This window comes from Chitinolyticbacter albus (genome assembly GCF_024437655.1).
Lineage (GTDB): Bacteria > Pseudomonadota > Gammaproteobacteria > Burkholderiales > Chitinibacteraceae > Chitinolyticbacter > Chitinolyticbacter albus.
Genome location: NZ_JANBVF010000004.1, coordinates 41,030 through 56,410 on the forward strand (window position 1 = coordinate 41,030; position 15,381 = coordinate 56,410).

A 15,381-nucleotide genomic window follows, 5' to 3' on the forward strand; every position below is an offset into this window, starting at 1 on the left:
GCGAAGGGCGTTTTTTATTGGCGCTCTGAATCAGCCGAGAACGGCCAATCCCCACATCAGCGTGAGGTTCAGCAGGCAGACCAGTTGTGCCGCGCTGCCGAGATCCTTGGCCCGCTTGGCCAGGTGGTGCTTTTCCAGCGACGTATGATCCACTGCCGCCTCGATGGCCGAATTGAGCAACTCGACGATGACGGTCAGCAGATGGCTCGCGATCACCGCCACGCGTGCCCAGCCTGGCAGAGCAACGATAAAGGCGAGCGGCACGCCAACACAGGCCAGCAGCGATACCTGGCGGAACGCGGCCTCGTTGTCCCAGCCGGCCTTGAGGCCATCGAGGGAGTAGCCCAACGCATTGATCACGCGCTGCACGCCGGTCTTGCCCTTGAACGGACTCTCGGACACGTCAGTTTTCCTCGCCAAAGATGTCGATGAAGCTGGTGTAGCTCACTAGCGCTGCATATGGCATCAGCACAAGCAGCACCAACCCAAAAGTCAGCGACACCAGCACTAGTACCGGTATACAGAGCACTGCAAGTAACGAAAATGGCAGGATGTTTCTGCAACACGCCAATACGCTCAGCTTCATCGCATCCATCGCCTTGACGCCGCGGAGAACAACCAGCATTGGTGCATACATGAACGCACTATTCACCAGCTGCATCACCAGGCCGCAAGCCAGCACGACCGCGAGCAGACCGGCAGCGAATTCGGGGGTTTTGATGAGCTCAGGGGTCAACTGTCCCTTTGCAATCATCAGCAGATAGGGGCTGCCAATTGCGACAGTGATGGCTAGCAAAATGAACAAGGTACAGATGGAGACTGCCAAGATAAGCACCGCGGTCAGCAGCAGCTCTCCGAAATTGCGCTTGAACCCAGAAAACAGTCCGCCAAGTTCAAGTTTCTCGCCACGTCGAGCAGCGTCGATCGATGTAATCAATCCAGCAAACAACACTACATTCAGTATTGAAGATGCCATCCCTAACAGTGGAATGACCATACAAAACAAAACCAGCAAGAACATCAGCCAAAACATCGTGGCCCAAGTCAAGCCATGCACTACGAAAAGCGACCACGCATCGTTCAACCAGCGCATACAGCCCGTAAGATTGATCCGTCGCGGCTCAAGCGACATATCGATGACCGCATCAAGGTCTTGCATCAGCCTGCTCCGCGTATAAGAGCCGCTATCGTAGGGATGGGACGAGGTCGCTGACAAGCGTTGCAGTATTGGCGATGCGCATGAAGCGCGCATGACAAGGGCGGCCCGTGGGCCGCCCTTGCGCTTGATGCCACGATCATTGCGCCAGACAATGCAGCGCGTGGCGCGCGATCATAAGCTCTTCGTTGGTCGGGATCACGTAGACGCTGATGCGGCTCTCCGGCAGTGACACCCGGCGCGGGCTGCCACTACGCTCGGCGTTGGCCGTCTCGTCGAGCTCCAGGCCCAGCCAGCGCAGCTGGCGGCAGACATCGCGCCGCGTCAGCGCGTCGTTCTCGCCGATGCCGGCAGTGAATACCAGTGCATCGAACCCTTGCAGCGCGGTCGCGAGCGACGCCGCTTCACGGGCGATCTTGCTGACGAAATAGTCGATGGCAAAGTGCGCACGCGCATCGTCGCTGCCGCGCAACTCGCGCATGTCACTCGACAAGCCAGACATCCCCAACAGGCCGGACTGCTTGTACAAGAGGTCCTCAATGGCCTTGGCATCGAGCTTGAGATGGTTGAGGAAGTGCAGCACCACGCCGGCGTCGATCGAACCGCTGCGCGTGCCCATGGGCAGGCCTTCCAGCGCAGTGAAGCCCATGGTCGAGGCGACGCTCTGGCACGCCGACAGCGCCGCCATCGACGAGCCGTTGCCCAGGTGGGCGACCACGGTGCGCCCTTCCGCGGCACGGGTGTCGATAGCGGGCAACACGCTGGCGATGTATTCGTAGGAAAGGCCATGGAAACCATAACGGCGTATGCCTTCGGCTTCCGAGAGCTGGTGCGGCAAGGCGTAGAGCTGGTTCACATCCGGCTGCGTGGTGTGGAAGGCGGTATCGAAACACACCACCTGCGGCACCTCGGGCAGCAGCTCGGCCAGGATGCGGATCGGCGTGATGTTGTGCGGTTCATGTAGCGGCGCCAGCGGCACCAGCTTTTCCAATTCGGCGATCAGCTCCGTTGTGACCCGTTCCGGATGCGAGAAGCGCCGGCCACCATGGACCACGCGATGGCCGATCACTGCCAGCGTGCGCCCAGCGGTGTGCTCGCGCAGCCAGGCGAGGATATGGCGCAGCGCGCTGTCGTGGCTCTTGGGCTGGTTAGCTGGCAGCCCCTCGTCGGCTAGCTTGGCCTCGCTCGCATCCTTGGCCGAGAAACGCGGCTCGGTGTAGATGCCTTCGACCTGGCCCTTGTAGAGCAGGGCAGGATCGGCCTCGCCCTGATCGAACAGCGAGAACTTGATGCTGGACGAGCCGGCATTGATGACGAGAATCAGCTGTTGTTCAGGCATGAGGGACTCCCTTGCGGCCGGCGTGCGCCACCAGCACCATCACGGCGGCCGAAGCCATCCGTGTCTTCACGTCGTCGGCGCGACTGGTCAGCACGATGGGCACGCGCGCGCCGAGCACGATGCCGGCCGAATCGGCACCGGCGAAGTAGCTCATCTGCTTGGCCAGCATATTGCCGGCCTCGATATCGGGCACCACCAGGATGTCGGCCTGGCCCGCGACCGGCGACTTGATGCCCTTGGTCTTGGCAGCGGACATCGAGATCGCGTTGTCGAACGCCAGCGGGCCGTCGAGGATCCCGCCAGTGATCTGGCCGCGATCGGCCATCTTGCACAGCAGCGCCGCATCGAGCGTCGACGGCATCTTGTCGTACACCGTTTCCACCGCCGACAGGATGGCGACCTTGGGCTCGGCGATGCCGAGGATGTGCGCCAGGTTGATCGCGTTCTGCGTGATGTCGACCTTGCCAGCCAGATCGGGCGCGATATTGATCGCGGCATCGGTCACCAGCAGGGGGCGGCCATAGGCGGGCACGTCCATTACGAACACGTGCGACACCCGCTTGCCACTCCTGAGGCCCGTGGTCGAGCTCATCGCGGCGCGCATCATCTCATCGGTGTGCAGGCTGCCCTTCATCAGCGCCTCGGCCTCGCCGTTGCGGCACAGCGCCACCGCCTTATGGGCGGCGTCGTGGCTATGCTCGGCGTCGACGATGCGTATGCCGGTGAGATCGGCGCCCTCGGCGTGCGCCAGTGCTTCGATCTTGGTGCGCGGGCCAACCAGGATGGGAATGATCAGACCGGCCTTGGCCGCTTCCAGCGCGCCCACCAGCGAATCGTGATCGCAGGGGTGGACCACGGCGGTCGGCACCGGCGGCAGATCGTCCGCCTTGGCGCGCAGCGCGGCGAACACATAGTGCTGGCGCAAGGTGAGCTGCGGCGGGTCGTCGAAACGGTTGAGCCGTTTCTCGGTGGGCGGAACCACCACGATGGGACCGGAAGCAATCTGCTCGCCCGTCTGGTTGGTGCAAACGCACTGCACCACCACCTGCTTGGAGACCTCATGCTTTTCGGTGACTTCGAGCACGATGGTCAGCTCGTCGCCCTCGCGGATCCAGCCGTGTGATTTCAGCTCGTGCCCGGCGAGTATGGAACCATTGCCGGGAAAAAAATTGACGGTGGTCGACGAGAACAGCGGGAAAGCGCCGATGGCGGGCACGCTGCACAGCTCGCCCTCCCCGCGCGAACCGGCGATCATGCCGAACAGCGTGACGTCATTCGTCTTCATCGTGTGCTTGCGCTCGTAGCGCATGCCGGGACGGATGTCGTCGAACAGGATGTTTTCGTGGGCCATGTATGCTCCTGCAGGATCACCTGAGTTGGGCTGTGGATCATCGTAGGCACACGGATATTGCGCCGTAATGTTAATTCCACACCTCAGCATCATAGTTCGCGATGCCGCTATGCATCTTGGTTCAGATCAAGGGCACGGCCAGGGCTGGTGCGCCAGCGGCACTCGTGGAATAGTCACACCATGCCCCAGACCACCACCCACCTGATCTGCGCACCCGCGCTCCGCTGCCCGGCCACGGTGACCGCCCTCCATGCCCAGCCCGGCCATTGGGTGCATGGCGATGCCCCCCTTGTCAGCCTGGACGCGGACGGCGCGCCAGTCGTTGTCCACGCCCCTGCCGCCGGCACCGTGGCCAGTTTCGTTGTCAGCGTCAACGATACGGTCGACAGCGATGAACTGCTGCTGATGATGGAAATCGAGGAGGAGGACTCCGACTGGCTGGCGCTGATCGACGGATTGCCACCGGCATGCGCCGTGACGCCGACGGCATCCTCCCCGCAAACGGGCGACATCCTGCAAGTCACCCGCGCAGCCGCTGCCTTGGCGGCGAGGCTGGGGGTCGATCTCTCGCAGGTCAATCCGGAAGCCGGCGGCCTGATCAACGAAGCGGTAGTGGAACGCTGGGTACGCCAGGCGTTGGGGCGTTAGGGCGCGCTAGCGCCCTCCCAGCCGCGCCAGCAGATGACGTCGTGCGGCGGAATTGAACAGCGCCACACCGATCAAGGCGACCAGCGAGCCGAGCATCACGTCATTCAGCCGCTCCCGCAGCAGGGCAGCCCCTGCGGCAGCACCCCCGGGCTGCAACGCGATATCGAACAGCAGCAGGATAAAGGCGGTCAGCGCGGCGCTGTGCAGCCACATATTGTGCACCATGGCCAGCGGCCGGTAGAACGCGAGCAGCAACACCCAGAGCAGCAGCATAGCCGGATGCGGAGTTAGGTGCGCCAGCAGCCAGGCGCCCGCCACACCGACCAGCGTGCCGAACGCGGTCTGGAACAAACGGCGCAGGCTGTCCGGCCCGTCCGGACGGATGGCGAACACCGTCGCCGCGGCCACCCAGGCTGGCCTCACGGAATGCAGATCGAGCGCCAGCCACAATGCCGCGCAGCAGGTCACGGCATAGCCTAACGCGTGACGCCAACCGGCCGTTCTGCCACGGGCGATCTGTTTCACGCTATTGGCGAGCCCAGGATGCTGGCGCGGCAGCGCGCGCGGCCACAGCAGGCTGTCGATGCCGACCGCAACGAGGCCTGCCGTGACGCCGACGCCGGCAAACGCCAACGCCACGGCGGGTGGCGCCGGTACGAAGGCGTAGATCAGCAACGCCAGCAGGGCAAAGCGAAAGATCGCCTCCAGCGCGGCGCCACTGCCGTCGGCCCAGCCGGTACCGAATGCCAGCAGCGCGAGCAACAGGAACAGCCAGGGCGAATCTCCCCCCACCCAATGGCCCAGCACGGCAGCCCCCAGGATCAGCGCCAGCCCGGCCGCCTGCGTCCACAGCCGGTGGCGCAGCGTGCCGCCGAAATCGAGAAAGCTGGCATAGAGTCCGCCGATGCCACCCAGCAACACACCCCAGGGCTGCCCCAGCAGCATGGCCGCGACCGCAGGAATGGCCACGGCGACCGCCGCGCACATCCCCTTGCGCCAGGGCAGCGGCGCATTGCGCAGGGCAAGCAGATGCAGCGGCAGGCGCATGGCGGGTTCCGGCAGGACGATGCCCCAGCATAGCGAGCCCGCGCCTGGCGCGGCAACGCCACAAACGACAACGCCCCGCAACGCGGGGCGTTCGGGCGGCGCCGCAGCGATCAGGCGGTCACGCTTGCCAGTCGGCTGAATGCGCGGCGCTCGGCCACCGCGTTGGCCAAATCAGCCACCAGCTGTTCCGTCGCTTCCCAGCCGATGCACGCGTCGGTGATCGACTGGCCATAGCAGGCGGCCTGATCGCCGACCAGCTCCTGGCGACCTTCGACCAGGTGCGATTCGATCATCACGCCAAACAGGCCATCATTGCCAGCCGAAACCTGGGCGCAGACGTCGTTGCAGACCTCCACTTGGCGGCGGTAGTCCTTGCGGCTGTTGGCATGGCTGAAATCGACCATCACCTTCTGCGGCAGGCCGGAGGCGGCCAGATCCGCCTGCGCTGCGCGCACGTGGTTGGCATCGTAGTTCGGTTCCTTGCCGCCGCGCAGGATGACGTGGCAATCCGGATTGCCGGCAGTGGACACGATGGCCGAGTGGCCGTACTTGGTCACCGACAGGAAATGGTGCGAACGACCGGCGGCATGGATCGCATCGATGGCGATTTTGAGGTTGCCGTCGGTGCCATTCTTGAAGCCGACCGGACACGACAGGCCGGAGGACAGTTCGCGGTGCACCTGCGATTCGGTGGTGCGCGCGCCGATGGCGCCCCAGCTCATCAGGTCGGCCACATACTGCGGCGTGATCATGTCAAGGAACTCGCCCGCCGTTGGCAAGGCCATGTCGTTCAGGTCGAGCAACAATTTGCGAGCGATGCGCAGGCCGTCGTTGATATTGAAGCTGCCGTTCAGGTACGGATCGTTGATCAGCCCCTTCCAGCCCACCGTGGTGCGCGGCTTCTCGAAATACACGCGCATCACGATCTCGAGCCGATCCTTGTACTGCTCGCGCAGCACCTTGAGCTTGCGACCGTATTCGAGCGCGGCATCGATATCGTGGATGGAACACGGGCCGACGATCACCAGCAGGCGGTCATCCTGGTTGTTCAGGATGCGATGGATGGCCTGCCGGGTTTCAAACGCAGTGGCCGACGCCGTCTCGGTGACAGGATATTTCTCGAGCAGCGCGATCGGGGGCAGCAGCTCCTTGATCTCGCGGATGCGTACGTCGTCGGTCTGGTATTGCATAAGCGGTCCTGGCAGCACGGCGACAGCACCTGTGAAGTGACAGGCTATCGTATGTCGCAATGCATTAAATTTTGGCGAAGGGCTAGATTAGCGCCTAACGACAGTCCGCGCAAATGCCTTTGACCGTGATTTCAACGGCTTCGGCGGCGAATCCGGAGGGCAGGGTGACCGGCAGATCGGCGCTCACATCCTCCAGGCAATAGAAATGCCCGCAGACATGGCAGTGGAAGTGGGCGTGGCGGTGCGGTGCCGGCGCCACCGAGAAACGCCAGACGCGATCGTCGCCCGCCAGCTTGTGCGCAAGGCCCACCTCGGTCAGCCATTCGAGCACGCGATAGACGGTGACGCGGTCGGCGTCATCCTCCAGTACCGCGAGGACATCCTGATGCGACAAGGGGCGCTGCGCATCGAGCAGCACCTGCAACACCTTGACCCGCCACGGGGTGATGCGCGCACCGGACCGGGCGACCAGCGCGCGCGCATTGCGCTCCGCGTCGTCCGGCGTACGCGCGGGCATGGTCAATCCGCGTACTGGCGCTTCATGCGCTCGCGGCGTTCCTGCGCTTCCAGCGATAGCGATGCGGTCGGGCGAGCCACGAGGCGCGCGAGGCCGATTGGCTCGCCGGTATCCTCGCAATAGCCGTAAGAACCGTCGTCAATCTTGCGCACGGTGGAATCGATTTTCAGCAAAAGCTTGCGCTCGCGATCGCGGGTGCGCAGCTCCAGCGCGTACTCTTCCTCGAGCGTGGCGCGATCAGCCGGATCGGGCGTGGCTTCCTGCTCCTGCAGATGCTGGCTGGTCTGGTTGGCGTTGGCCAGCAGCTCGGCCTTCATCTGCAATAGCCTTTCCCTGAAGAACGCCAGGTGGTCGGCGTTCATGTAATCCTCTTCCGAACCGTTCCAGGCGAGGATGTCTTGTTCCGTGAGTTTGGCCATCGTTGTGCTCGCTTCTCAGAACTACGGGCGGGAGCTTACAGGCGCTCACCCGCCAAATGGGCAAGGAGCTTAATCAGTTAGTGTACGCCGCGCAATACGCACGAACACTGCTGCCACACTCCCGCCTACTGCGCCAACACCCAGCGCACAATGGTACGCAGGTCCTGATCACCAATCTGTTGTGCCGGCATCGGAATCTGGCCCCAGACACCGCCGCCGCCTTGCTTGATCTTGGCCATCAGCTTCGCTTCGATACCCTTCTGGCCACGGTATTTCTTGGCAATTTCCTTGTACGCCGGACCGACGATCTTGTGATCAACGGCATGACAGGCCAGGCAGTTGTACTTGGCTGCCACCTTGGCGCCATCCTCGGCGGCGAAGCTACAGCACGCGGCAAAGGCAAACATGAGGGCAACGATCAGACGCATGGAACGCTTCTCTTACAGTGGGCTATAGCGCAGTTTATGCAAGCCCCCCACCCAAGGCAAACGGCAATCCCGGCCGCGCATCCCGTGCCGCACGACGACTACGCACCCCACCACGCAGCCGGCCCCTGGCCCTATGCTACACTCGGCCGATTCTAGAAACCGGCTTCGCTTACGGAAAGACAATGGATCGCGCGCAACGTTTCATGGCCTCGGCAGTGCTCCTGTCCATGCTGCTGCATGCCGCACCGATTCTCGGCATCCGTTTTGTCATGCCCGACCCCAAGACGCTGTTTTCCAGCCAGCCGCTGGAAGTGGTGCTGGTCAACCAGCGCACCGAAAGCGCGCCGACCAAGGCCGATGTCGAAGCCCAGGCCAATCTGGATGGCGGTGGCAATACCGACGCCGAAAACCGCCGGGTGAAGAGCCCCCTGCCGGTGCAATCGCAGGAGGCCTCGGTCGAACTCGAGCGCACCCAACGCAAGCAGAAGCAGCTGGAGCAGGAAGCGCAACAGCTGATGACCAAGCTCGATCGCCGCGACGCCACGCTGCCCGCGTCGCAAAAGAGCGACAAGCCGGCCGATTCGCAGGACGGGCTCGACCAGGAAGACCTGCGCCAGCAGGCACACGAGCTCTCGGGCTCCGCCGCGCAGATCAGCAAGCGCTGGGAGCAGTACCAGACCCGGCCGCGCAAGACCTTCATCGGCGCCCGCTCGCGCGAATACCGCTTCGCCCGCTATGTCGAGGACTGGCGAATGAAGGTGGAGCGACTCGGCAACCTCTCCTACCCGACCGACAAGTACGGGCAGAAGCTCTACGGCCGGTTGTTGCTCAATATCGAGATCGACGCCAACGGCAATCTCGTCGTCGCCGAAGTCGGCCGCTCGTCCGGCAATGCCGAGCTCGATGCCGCTGCGCTCGCCATCGTCAAGCGGGCCGCGCCGTTCGGCCCGTTCCCGCCGGAAATCCGCAAGGACACCGACATCATCGGCATCAGCCGCACCTGGACCTTCGCCAAGGGCGATTCGGTGATCGGGGACGATTGATGCGCGTGCTCGGCATCGACCCGGGCTCGCGCGTCGCCGGTTTCGGCGTCATCGACGTGGTCGGCCAGAACCGGCACTACGTCGCTTCCGGCTGCATCAAGACCCCCACCAACGGCACGCTGCCCGAGCGGGTGAAGGCCTTGCTCGATGGTATCGCCCAGGTGGTCACCACCTACCAGCCCGACATCGCCGCGGTCGAGATCGTGTTCGTCAACGTCAACCCGCAGTCGACGCTGCTGCTGGGGCAGGCGCGCGGCGCCATCGTCGCCGGCCTCGTTACCGCCAACCTGCCGATCGCCGAATACACGGCGCTGCAGGTGAAGCAGGCGGTGGTCGGCAATGGCCATGCCGACAAGGATCAGGTCGGCCATATGGTGCAGCGGCTCTTGCGGCTTTCCGGCATACCGCAGGCCGATGCGGCCGATGCGCTCGCGGTGGCACTGACGCACGCCCAGCACCAGGGCGGCGCGATCAAGCAGCTTGGCGGCGGCCTGACCATCCGTCGTGGTCGCCTGGGCTAGGCGCAGTTGCACCTTCGAGGGGCTAACAAAACCCTTCTGGCTACGTTGCACTCACTTGCCGTACGCCTTGTAACTGTCTGCGTTTCGCGCTTCTTGCCAGAGCCGCTGCGCTGGGTTTTGTTCGCCCCACTAAGGAACTGCGGTTGCTGGCCGCCGTCTGATCGTTTTCGCAACCCGCTACGAGGTAGAACATGGATTGTCCCGTCTGCAAGACCACACAATTGGTGATGAGCGAGCGCGCAGGCGTCGAGATCGACTACTGCCCGCAATGCCGCGGTGTCTGGCTCGATCGGGGTGAACTCGACAAGATCATCGAGCGCGCAGCGCGCGAGATGGCCCCGTCGCCCCAGCAAGCGCAGCCCGCCGCGGCGCCGGCCTACCAACAACCGCAGCAACCGCAACAATTCCAGCAGCCGCAGCAATACCATGGCGATCACTACCAGAAAGGCCACAAGCCTTATCGCAAGAAGAGCTTCCTCGAAGAACTGTTCGACTGAGGCTGCGGTAAAAGGGCTCGTCGCGGGCGTCGCCTGAGCGCGCCCGCCCCTGTTCAATCGCGCGATCGCGCCGCTGCCTGGCGGCGCGATTTGCCATCCGCCGTATACTGGTGCCTTTCCCCACCCAGGTTCCGCCCATGATCGGTCACCTCGCCGGCAAGCTGCTGGAAAAACAACCACCGCAGATCGTGCTCGACGTGCATGGCGTCGGCTACGAGCTCGATGTGCCGATGAGCACCTTCTACGTGCTGCCTGCACTGGGCGCCGACGCGCAGCTCTATACCCACATGGTGGTGCGCGAGGATGCGCAGCTGCTGTATGGCTTCGCCACGCGCGCCGAGCGCGACCTGTTCCGCCATTTGATCAAGATCACCGGTATCGGCGCCAAGATCGCGCTCGCCATCCTGTCCGGCCTGTCCAGCGACGAGCTGGCGCTGGCCATCGCCAGCGAAGACGTGGCACGCCTGTCCAAGGTGCCCGGCATCGGCAAGAAGACCGCCGAGCGGCTGGTGCTGGAACTGAAAGGCAAGCTTGGCAGCCTGCCGACTTCCGCTGCCGTCGCCGCCAAGGTCAGCGGTCCGCTGTTCGCCGCGGACGACGCTACGAGCGACGTCCAGCACGCGCTCTTGGCGCTGGGCTACAACGAGCGCGAAGCCGCCGCCGCGATCAAGGCGCTGCCGGTGGATGTGAGCGTCAACGACGGCATCCGGCTGGCGCTGAAGAGCCTGGCCAAGGTCTAGCGCCGGCCCGCCCTACCAGATAGAGGAGTGGATCGATGTCCAATGTCGCAGTGCTGATCGACGCCGACAATGTGTCGCCTAACTGGATCGAGCAGGTGCTCAAGGAAGCGGGCACGCTCGGCACGCTGGCGCTCAAGCGCGTGTATGGCGACTTCAGTCGCCACGAGAAATCGTGGCGCGAGCTGTGTGCCCGCTTCGCCATCCACCCGGTGCAGCAGTTTCCCAATACCAAGGGCAAGAACGCGTCCGACATCGCCATGGTGATCGACGCCATGGACCTGCTGCACTCGCAGCGCTACACCAGCTTCTGCCTCGTCTCCAGCGATAGCGATTTCAGCCGGCTCGCGACGAGGTTGCGCGAGGATGGCGTGCAGGTATGGGGCTTTGGCGAACAGAAGACACCGGAAGCGTTCGTGAAGGCGTGCAGCAAGTTCGTCTACGTCGAAATCCTGCAGCCGTCCGCGACCGAGGAAAGCGACGCCGCGAGCGAGGCGGGTGGCGAGCAGGAAAACCGCCAGTTGCTGCCGGTCGATCGCAAACTGAAGCGCCTGCTGTCCGATGCGATCGCGCAGATTTCGGATGACGACGGCTGGACCAACCTCGGCAGCCTCGGCAGCCTGCTGGTACAGGTTCGCCCCGATTTCGATGCACGCAACTACGGCTATTCCAAGCTTTCCAGCCTGATCAAGGCGTCCAGCTGGTTCGAGCTGCAAAGCGCCGGCGCCAACGGTGGCCGCTCGCCGCTGGTGCGGCTCAAGCCCAAGGCCAGGACCAGCAAGGCTTGAGGCTGGCGACACCGATCGCGGGCTTCGCCGCGCTGGCCTATGCGCTGTTGGCCGCCAGCCTGTCCGCGCCTTGGCTCAGCCGGCTCGATGCCGCCGCTTTCGCCCTGCTCTACGACGCGCGACCGGCCTGGGTGCAACTGGCGGTGATGCTGGGCTGGTGCGGCAGTCTGGCCGGTACGCTGACCGTTTCCACCTTGCTCGGCCTTGCGCTGCGCCGGCTCGGCCGCGCGGCATGGCCGGGCCTGCCGCTGTTCCTGGCCTGCGTGTGGGGCGTGAACTGGCTGCTCAAGTCCGCCACCGCCCGGCCCCGCCCCGGGCTTGAAGCGCTGATGGCAACGCATAGCTCGTCCTTTCCCAGCGGCCATGCGATGGGCGCCGCGGCGCTGGGCCTGGCTGCGGCCTGGCTGATGTCCCAGCGCTGGCCGTCGCGACAGGCGCTGTGGTGGCCGTTGGGCGTGATCTGGCTGCTATCCGGCGGCCTCGCCCGCGTAGTGCTGGGCGTGCATCATTTCTCCGATATCATGGCCGGGTACATGGCGGCCGTGGTGCTGGTCGCCGGCTTTCACTCCCTTGCCGGCCGTTTTTCCCGATGATCGAAACCGATTCCCTCTCCTCGCTGCCTTCCGAGCGCATTGTCACCGCCAAGACGCTGTCGCAGCAGGAAGAGGCGCTGGAACGCGCGCTGCGGCCCAAGCTGCTCGACGAGTATGTCGGCCAGAAGAAGGCGCGCGGCCAGCTCGAAATCTTCATCGAGGCCGCCAAGCGGCGCGGCGAGGCGCTTGATCACGTGCTGCTGTTCGGCCCGCCGGGCCTGGGCAAGACCACGCTGGCACATATCATCTCGCGCGAACTCGGGGTGAACCTGCGCCAGACCAGCGGCCCGGTGCTGGAGCGCGCCGGTGATCTGGCGGCACTGTTGACCAACCTCGAACCGCACGACGTGCTGTTCATCGACGAGATCCACCGCCTCAGCCCCGTGGTCGAGGAAATCCTCTACCCGGCGCTGGAGGATTTCCAGCTCGACATCATGATCGGCGAAGGCCCGGCGGCGCGTTCGGTCAAACTCGACCTGCCGCCGTTCACGCTTGTCGGCGCCACGACGCGGGCTGGCATGTTGACCAACCCGCTGCGCGATCGTTTTGGTATCGTCGCGCGGCTTGAGTTCTACACCCCGGAAGAGTTGACCCGCATCGTCGAGCGCTCGGCCGGCCTCTTGAACGTACAGATGGATCCGGAAGGTGCGTTCGAGGTGGCACGCCGCTCGCGCGGCACGCCGCGTATCGCCAACCGCCTGCTGCGCCGGGTGCGCGACTACGCCGAGGTCAAGGCCGATGGCGTGGTGACCCGCGCCGTCGCCGATGCTGCGCTCGCCATGCTCGACGTGGACCATGCCGGGCTCGATGTGATGGATCGCAAGCTGTTGTCGGCGGTGATCGAGAAGTTCGGCGGCGGCCCGGTCGGGCTCGACAACGTGGCGGCGGCGATCGGTGAGGCCTCCGACACCATCGAGGACGTGCTGGAACCGTATCTGATCCAGCAGGGTCTGTTGCAACGCACGCCGCGCGGCCGCGTAGCCACCTTGCTGGCTTACCAGCATTTCGGCCTGCCGGCTCCCAAGCCCGCGGGAGAGTATTGAGTCGGGGGGGTGACGCCTTAAGCTGCAGGCGCCACGGGTTTACGGCATTATTTCGTGTCATCGTAAGGCCGGTGTGCTGTAAAAACAGCCGGAAACTGAATACAGGGAGAACAGGGTGGACGTTGCAATCGGCGCACAAGACATGTCGATACTGACGCTGGTGCTGGAAGCCAGCTTCGTCGTGCAACTGGTCATGGGCATCCTTGCCCTGCTGTCGCTGCTGTCGTGGTGGCACATTTTCAGCAAGTTCTTCACGCTGAAATCGGCGCTCCGCCGCACCGACGAGTTCGAGGACCGCTTCTGGGGCGGCACGGATCTGGCTGCGCTGTACGACAATACCCGGCGCAACAACAACATCGGGCTGGAGAAGATCTTCGTCGCCGGCTTCACCGAATTCCAGAAGCTGCGCCAGCGCGGCGGCATGGAGCTGTCGGACATCATGGACGGCACCCGCCGCGCCATGCGCGCCGCTACGCAGCGCGAGGTCGATTTCCTCGACAAGCACACGGCTTTCCTCGCCTCGGTCGGTTCGGTCTCGCCCTATATCGGCCTGTTTGGCACCGTCTGGGGCATCATGCATGCCTTCCGCGGCCTGGCGAACGTGGGCCAGGCGACGCTTGCCACCGTCGCGCCCGGCATTGCCGAAGCGCTCGTCGCCACCGCGATTGGCCTCTTTGCCGCGATTCCGGCGACCGTGGCGTACAACCGCTTCGCGCACGATGTCGATGGCCTCGCCAACCGCTTCGATGCGTTCTCCGAGGAATTCCTCAACATCCTGCAGCGGCAGGCCGCGAAGTAAGGGGAACGCCATGGCCGGACACCGCCGCCCCCGTCGCGCAATGAACGACATCAATGTCGTGCCCTACATCGATGTGATGCTGGTGCTGCTCGTCATCTTCATGGTGACCGCGCCGATGATGCAGCAAGGGACGATCAACCTGCCCTCGGTGGGCGCCACCACCGACCGCGAACTTGCCGCCAAGCCCTTGCGCGTCGAGATCGACGGCAGCGGCCAGCTCAAGCTGATCGTCGACGGCGCCAGCAGCGCCGCCGCCGACAATACCGCGCTGGTTGCCGCCATCCAGGGCCAGCTCGCTGCCACGCCGGATCGGCCGGTGGTGATCGCCGCCGACAAGGACGTGAAGTACGAAGTGGTGATGCAGACCATGGACGCCCTGCGCCGTGCCCAGGTGCCGCGCGTGGGTCTCCTGGTGGAGCAGAAGCCGGGACAATGAGCCCCCGACTCCAGCTCCAAGCGCGCGAGGCGCACCAGGGACTGAGCTTCGCGCTCGCCATCGTCGTGCACCTGCTGTTCGGCGCCTTCCTGCTGATCTCGGTGCAATGGCAGACCCAGAAGCCCGAGCCGGTGGTGGTCGAGCTATGGGGGCCGCCGCCAGCGGCGCCCGCCCAGCAGCGCGATGCGAAGCCGGAAAAGGTGCGGCCGGAACCGCCGCGTCTGCCACAGCCCGAGGTCAAGGATCCGGACATCGCCACCGAACGCGTCAAGCCCAAGCCGACGCCGGTCAAGCCCACGCCCACAAAAGCGCCCAAGGCCACGCCGACGCCGAAGCCTGCGCCGACGCAACCGCCCAAGGCCAAACCGACGCCCAAGCCCAAGAGCGAGATGGACGATGCACTGTCGATGGACAACCTGCTCAAGCCCGGCGCCAAGCCGCAGCCGGGCGGCAAGGCCGGCGGCCAGGGCAGCAATCCGGATGCACCGGCGGGAAGCACCGGGCGGGGCAGCAGCGCTTCCGGGCTGGAGAGCTACGCCGGCCGTGTGCGCGACCTGATCCGTTCCCGCCTGATCTACGACGACACGAGCGCCGGGAACCCGAACGCGGTCTACAAGATCAGTCTGTTGCCCAGCGGAGAAATCCAGAGTGCGACGCTGGTGCGCTCCTCGGGCGACGCCGCCTATAACGAGGCCACGTATCGCGCCATCATGGCGCTGGGCCAGTTCCCGCCGCTACCGTCGAACAAGCCGTTCACCGGCGGCGAGCGTGAATGGACGATTACCTTTCGCCTGCGCGACTGACGCGGCGGAAATGACCAGGAGAAACG

The 15,381-nt window shown here is 64.6% G+C and carries 20 protein-coding genes; 11 read left to right on the plus strand and 9 right to left on the minus strand.

The features are described from left to right. Positions 1-30: 30 nt before the first annotated feature. The 4 genes from NLI84_RS02695 to NLI84_RS02710 form a co-directional block, all read right to left on the minus strand. Positions 31-402, minus strand: a complete 372-nt coding sequence (locus tag NLI84_RS02695; RefSeq protein ID WP_255988006.1) for a diacylglycerol kinase — start codon at positions 400-402, stop codon at positions 31-33. Position 403: 1 nt separating this feature from the next. Beyond that, a complete protein-coding gene (locus NLI84_RS02700) occupies positions 404-1,159 on the minus strand; it encodes a BPSS1780 family membrane protein (protein WP_255988008.1) in 756 nt (251 codons plus the stop codon). Positions 1,160-1,295: 136 nt separating this feature from the next. Beyond that, positions 1,296-2,495: an acetate/propionate family kinase gene (locus tag NLI84_RS02705; protein WP_255988009.1), complete on the minus strand. Its 1,200-nt coding sequence runs from the start codon at positions 2,493-2,495 to the stop codon at positions 1,296-1,298. Next, on the minus strand, positions 2,488-3,846 hold the full coding sequence (locus NLI84_RS02710) for a bifunctional enoyl-CoA hydratase/phosphate acetyltransferase (RefSeq protein ID WP_255988010.1): 1,359 nt from the start codon (positions 3,844-3,846) through the stop codon (positions 2,488-2,490). The genes NLI84_RS02705 and NLI84_RS02710 overlap by 8 nt, the downstream gene beginning before the upstream one ends. A gap of 180 nt (positions 3,847-4,026) precedes the next feature. Here NLI84_RS02710 and NLI84_RS02715 point away from each other — a divergent pair, with 180 nt between their 5' ends. Then, positions 4,027-4,494, plus strand: coding sequence for a biotin/lipoyl-containing protein (locus tag NLI84_RS02715; protein WP_255988012.1), 468 nt, complete (start codon positions 4,027-4,029; stop codon positions 4,492-4,494). 6 nt (positions 4,495-4,500) lie between these two features. Here the strand turns inward: NLI84_RS02715 and NLI84_RS02720 are convergent, their stop codons facing one another. The 5 genes from NLI84_RS02720 to NLI84_RS02740 form a co-directional block, all read right to left on the minus strand. Then, entirely contained in the window at positions 4,501-5,541 is a 1,041-nt protein-coding gene (locus tag NLI84_RS02720; protein ID WP_255988013.1) for an FUSC family protein, read from the minus strand. Between the two features lie 110 nt (positions 5,542-5,651). Further along, positions 5,652-6,731, minus strand: coding sequence for a 3-deoxy-7-phosphoheptulonate synthase AroG (gene aroG / locus NLI84_RS02725; RefSeq protein ID WP_255988015.1), 1,080 nt, complete (start codon positions 6,729-6,731; stop codon positions 5,652-5,654). A 94-nt stretch (positions 6,732-6,825) separates the two neighbouring features. Beyond that, the gene (locus tag NLI84_RS02730; protein ID WP_255988016.1) at positions 6,826-7,248 is read right to left on the minus strand and encodes a Fur family transcriptional regulator; all 423 of its coding nucleotides are present in this window, start codon (positions 7,246-7,248) and stop codon (positions 6,826-6,828) included. Positions 7,249-7,250: 2 nt separating this feature from the next. Beyond that, positions 7,251-7,667, minus strand: a complete 417-nt coding sequence (dksA, locus tag NLI84_RS02735; RefSeq protein ID WP_255988017.1) for an RNA polymerase-binding protein DksA — start codon at positions 7,665-7,667, stop codon at positions 7,251-7,253. 125 nt (positions 7,668-7,792) lie between these two features. Further along, entirely contained in the window at positions 7,793-8,095 is a 303-nt protein-coding gene (locus NLI84_RS02740; RefSeq protein ID WP_255988018.1) for a c-type cytochrome, read from the minus strand. Positions 8,096-8,277: 182 nt separating this feature from the next. Between NLI84_RS02740 and NLI84_RS02745 the strand changes: the two genes are divergently transcribed. The 10 genes from NLI84_RS02745 to NLI84_RS02790 all read left to right on the plus strand — a co-directional run bounded on the left by NLI84_RS02745 (position 8,278) and on the right by NLI84_RS02790 (position 15,355). Continuing rightward, positions 8,278-9,138 carry an energy transducer TonB family protein gene (locus NLI84_RS02745; protein WP_255988019.1) on the plus strand — a complete coding sequence of 287 codons (861 nt, stop codon included), beginning with the start codon at positions 8,278-8,280 and terminating at the stop codon, positions 9,136-9,138. Continuing rightward, positions 9,138-9,659 (plus strand): crossover junction endodeoxyribonuclease RuvC, encoded by a 522-nt coding sequence (ruvC, locus tag NLI84_RS02750; protein WP_255988021.1) that lies wholly within the window; start codon positions 9,138-9,140, stop codon positions 9,657-9,659. Before NLI84_RS02745 ends, ruvC begins: the two co-directional genes overlap by 1 nt. Positions 9,660-9,850: 191 nt before the next feature. Continuing rightward, a complete protein-coding gene (locus tag NLI84_RS02755) occupies positions 9,851-10,156 on the plus strand; it encodes a TFIIB-type zinc ribbon-containing protein (RefSeq protein WP_255988022.1) in 306 nt (101 codons plus the stop codon). Between the two features lie 137 nt (positions 10,157-10,293). After that, positions 10,294-10,896 carry a Holliday junction branch migration protein RuvA gene (gene ruvA, locus NLI84_RS02760; RefSeq protein WP_255988024.1) on the plus strand — a complete coding sequence of 201 codons (603 nt, stop codon included), beginning with the start codon at positions 10,294-10,296 and terminating at the stop codon, positions 10,894-10,896. 35 nt (positions 10,897-10,931) lie between these two features. After that, complete coding sequence (locus tag NLI84_RS02765) at positions 10,932-11,681, plus strand: NYN domain-containing protein (RefSeq protein ID WP_255988026.1); 750 nt, start codon at positions 10,932-10,934, stop codon at positions 11,679-11,681. Then, positions 11,678-12,274, plus strand: coding sequence for a phosphatase PAP2 family protein (locus tag NLI84_RS02770; RefSeq protein ID WP_255988028.1), 597 nt, complete (start codon positions 11,678-11,680; stop codon positions 12,272-12,274). Before NLI84_RS02765 ends, NLI84_RS02770 begins: the two co-directional genes overlap by 4 nt. Then, positions 12,271-13,317 carry a Holliday junction branch migration DNA helicase RuvB gene (ruvB, locus tag NLI84_RS02775; RefSeq protein ID WP_255988029.1) on the plus strand — a complete coding sequence of 349 codons (1,047 nt, stop codon included), beginning with the start codon at positions 12,271-12,273 and terminating at the stop codon, positions 13,315-13,317. The genes NLI84_RS02770 and ruvB overlap by 4 nt, the downstream gene beginning before the upstream one ends. 142 nt (positions 13,318-13,459) lie before the next feature. Further along, entirely contained in the window at positions 13,460-14,116 is a 657-nt protein-coding gene (gene tolQ, locus NLI84_RS02780; protein ID WP_255988031.1) for a protein TolQ, read from the plus strand. Between the two features lie 40 nt (positions 14,117-14,156). Next, positions 14,157-14,552: a protein TolR gene (gene tolR, locus NLI84_RS02785; protein WP_255988033.1), complete on the plus strand. Its 396-nt coding sequence runs from the start codon at positions 14,157-14,159 to the stop codon at positions 14,550-14,552. Further along, the gene (locus NLI84_RS02790; RefSeq protein ID WP_255988035.1) at positions 14,549-15,355 is read left to right on the plus strand and encodes a TonB family protein; all 807 of its coding nucleotides are present in this window, start codon (positions 14,549-14,551) and stop codon (positions 15,353-15,355) included. The genes tolR and NLI84_RS02790 overlap by 4 nt, the downstream gene beginning before the upstream one ends. Positions 15,356-15,381 lie beyond the last annotated feature (26 nt).

Coding starts and splice junctions, on each gene's coding strand:
- NLI84_RS02790 (WP_255988035.1), top strand. CDS start 14,549: ATGAGCCCCCGACTCCAGCTCCAAGCGCGCGAGGCGCACCAGGGACTG.
- NLI84_RS02740 (WP_255988018.1), bottom strand. CDS start 8,095: ATGCGTCTGATCGTTGCCCTCATGTTTGCCTTTGCCGCGTGCTGTAGC.
- ruvC (WP_255988021.1), top strand. CDS start 9,138: ATGCGCGTGCTCGGCATCGACCCGGGCTCGCGCGTCGCCGGTTTCGGC.
- NLI84_RS02715 (WP_255988012.1), top strand. CDS start 4,027: ATGCCCCAGACCACCACCCACCTGATCTGCGCACCCGCGCTCCGCTGC.
- NLI84_RS02765 (WP_255988026.1), top strand. CDS start 10,932: ATGTCCAATGTCGCAGTGCTGATCGACGCCGACAATGTGTCGCCTAAC.
- dksA (WP_255988017.1), bottom strand. CDS start 7,667: ATGGCCAAACTCACGGAACAAGACATCCTCGCCTGGAACGGTTCGGAA.
- tolR (WP_255988033.1), top strand. CDS start 14,157: ATGAACGACATCAATGTCGTGCCCTACATCGATGTGATGCTGGTGCTG.
- NLI84_RS02720 (WP_255988013.1), bottom strand. CDS start 5,541: ATGCGCCTGCCGCTGCATCTGCTTGCCCTGCGCAATGCGCCGCTGCCC.
- NLI84_RS02755 (WP_255988022.1), top strand. CDS start 9,851: ATGGATTGTCCCGTCTGCAAGACCACACAATTGGTGATGAGCGAGCGC.
- tolQ (WP_255988031.1), top strand. CDS start 13,460: ATGTCGATACTGACGCTGGTGCTGGAAGCCAGCTTCGTCGTGCAACTG.
- NLI84_RS02700 (WP_255988008.1), bottom strand. CDS start 1,159: ATGCAAGACCTTGATGCGGTCATCGATATGTCGCTTGAGCCGCGACGG.
- ruvB (WP_255988029.1), top strand. CDS start 12,271: ATGATCGAAACCGATTCCCTCTCCTCGCTGCCTTCCGAGCGCATTGTC.
- ruvA (WP_255988024.1), top strand. CDS start 10,294: ATGATCGGTCACCTCGCCGGCAAGCTGCTGGAAAAACAACCACCGCAG.
- NLI84_RS02730 (WP_255988016.1), bottom strand. CDS start 7,248: ATGCCCGCGCGTACGCCGGACGACGCGGAGCGCAATGCGCGCGCGCTG.
- NLI84_RS02745 (WP_255988019.1), top strand. CDS start 8,278: ATGGATCGCGCGCAACGTTTCATGGCCTCGGCAGTGCTCCTGTCCATG.
- NLI84_RS02705 (WP_255988009.1), bottom strand. CDS start 2,495: ATGCCTGAACAACAGCTGATTCTCGTCATCAATGCCGGCTCGTCCAGC.
- NLI84_RS02710 (WP_255988010.1), bottom strand. CDS start 3,846: ATGGCCCACGAAAACATCCTGTTCGACGACATCCGTCCCGGCATGCGC.
- aroG (WP_255988015.1), bottom strand. CDS start 6,731: ATGCAATACCAGACCGACGACGTACGCATCCGCGAGATCAAGGAGCTG.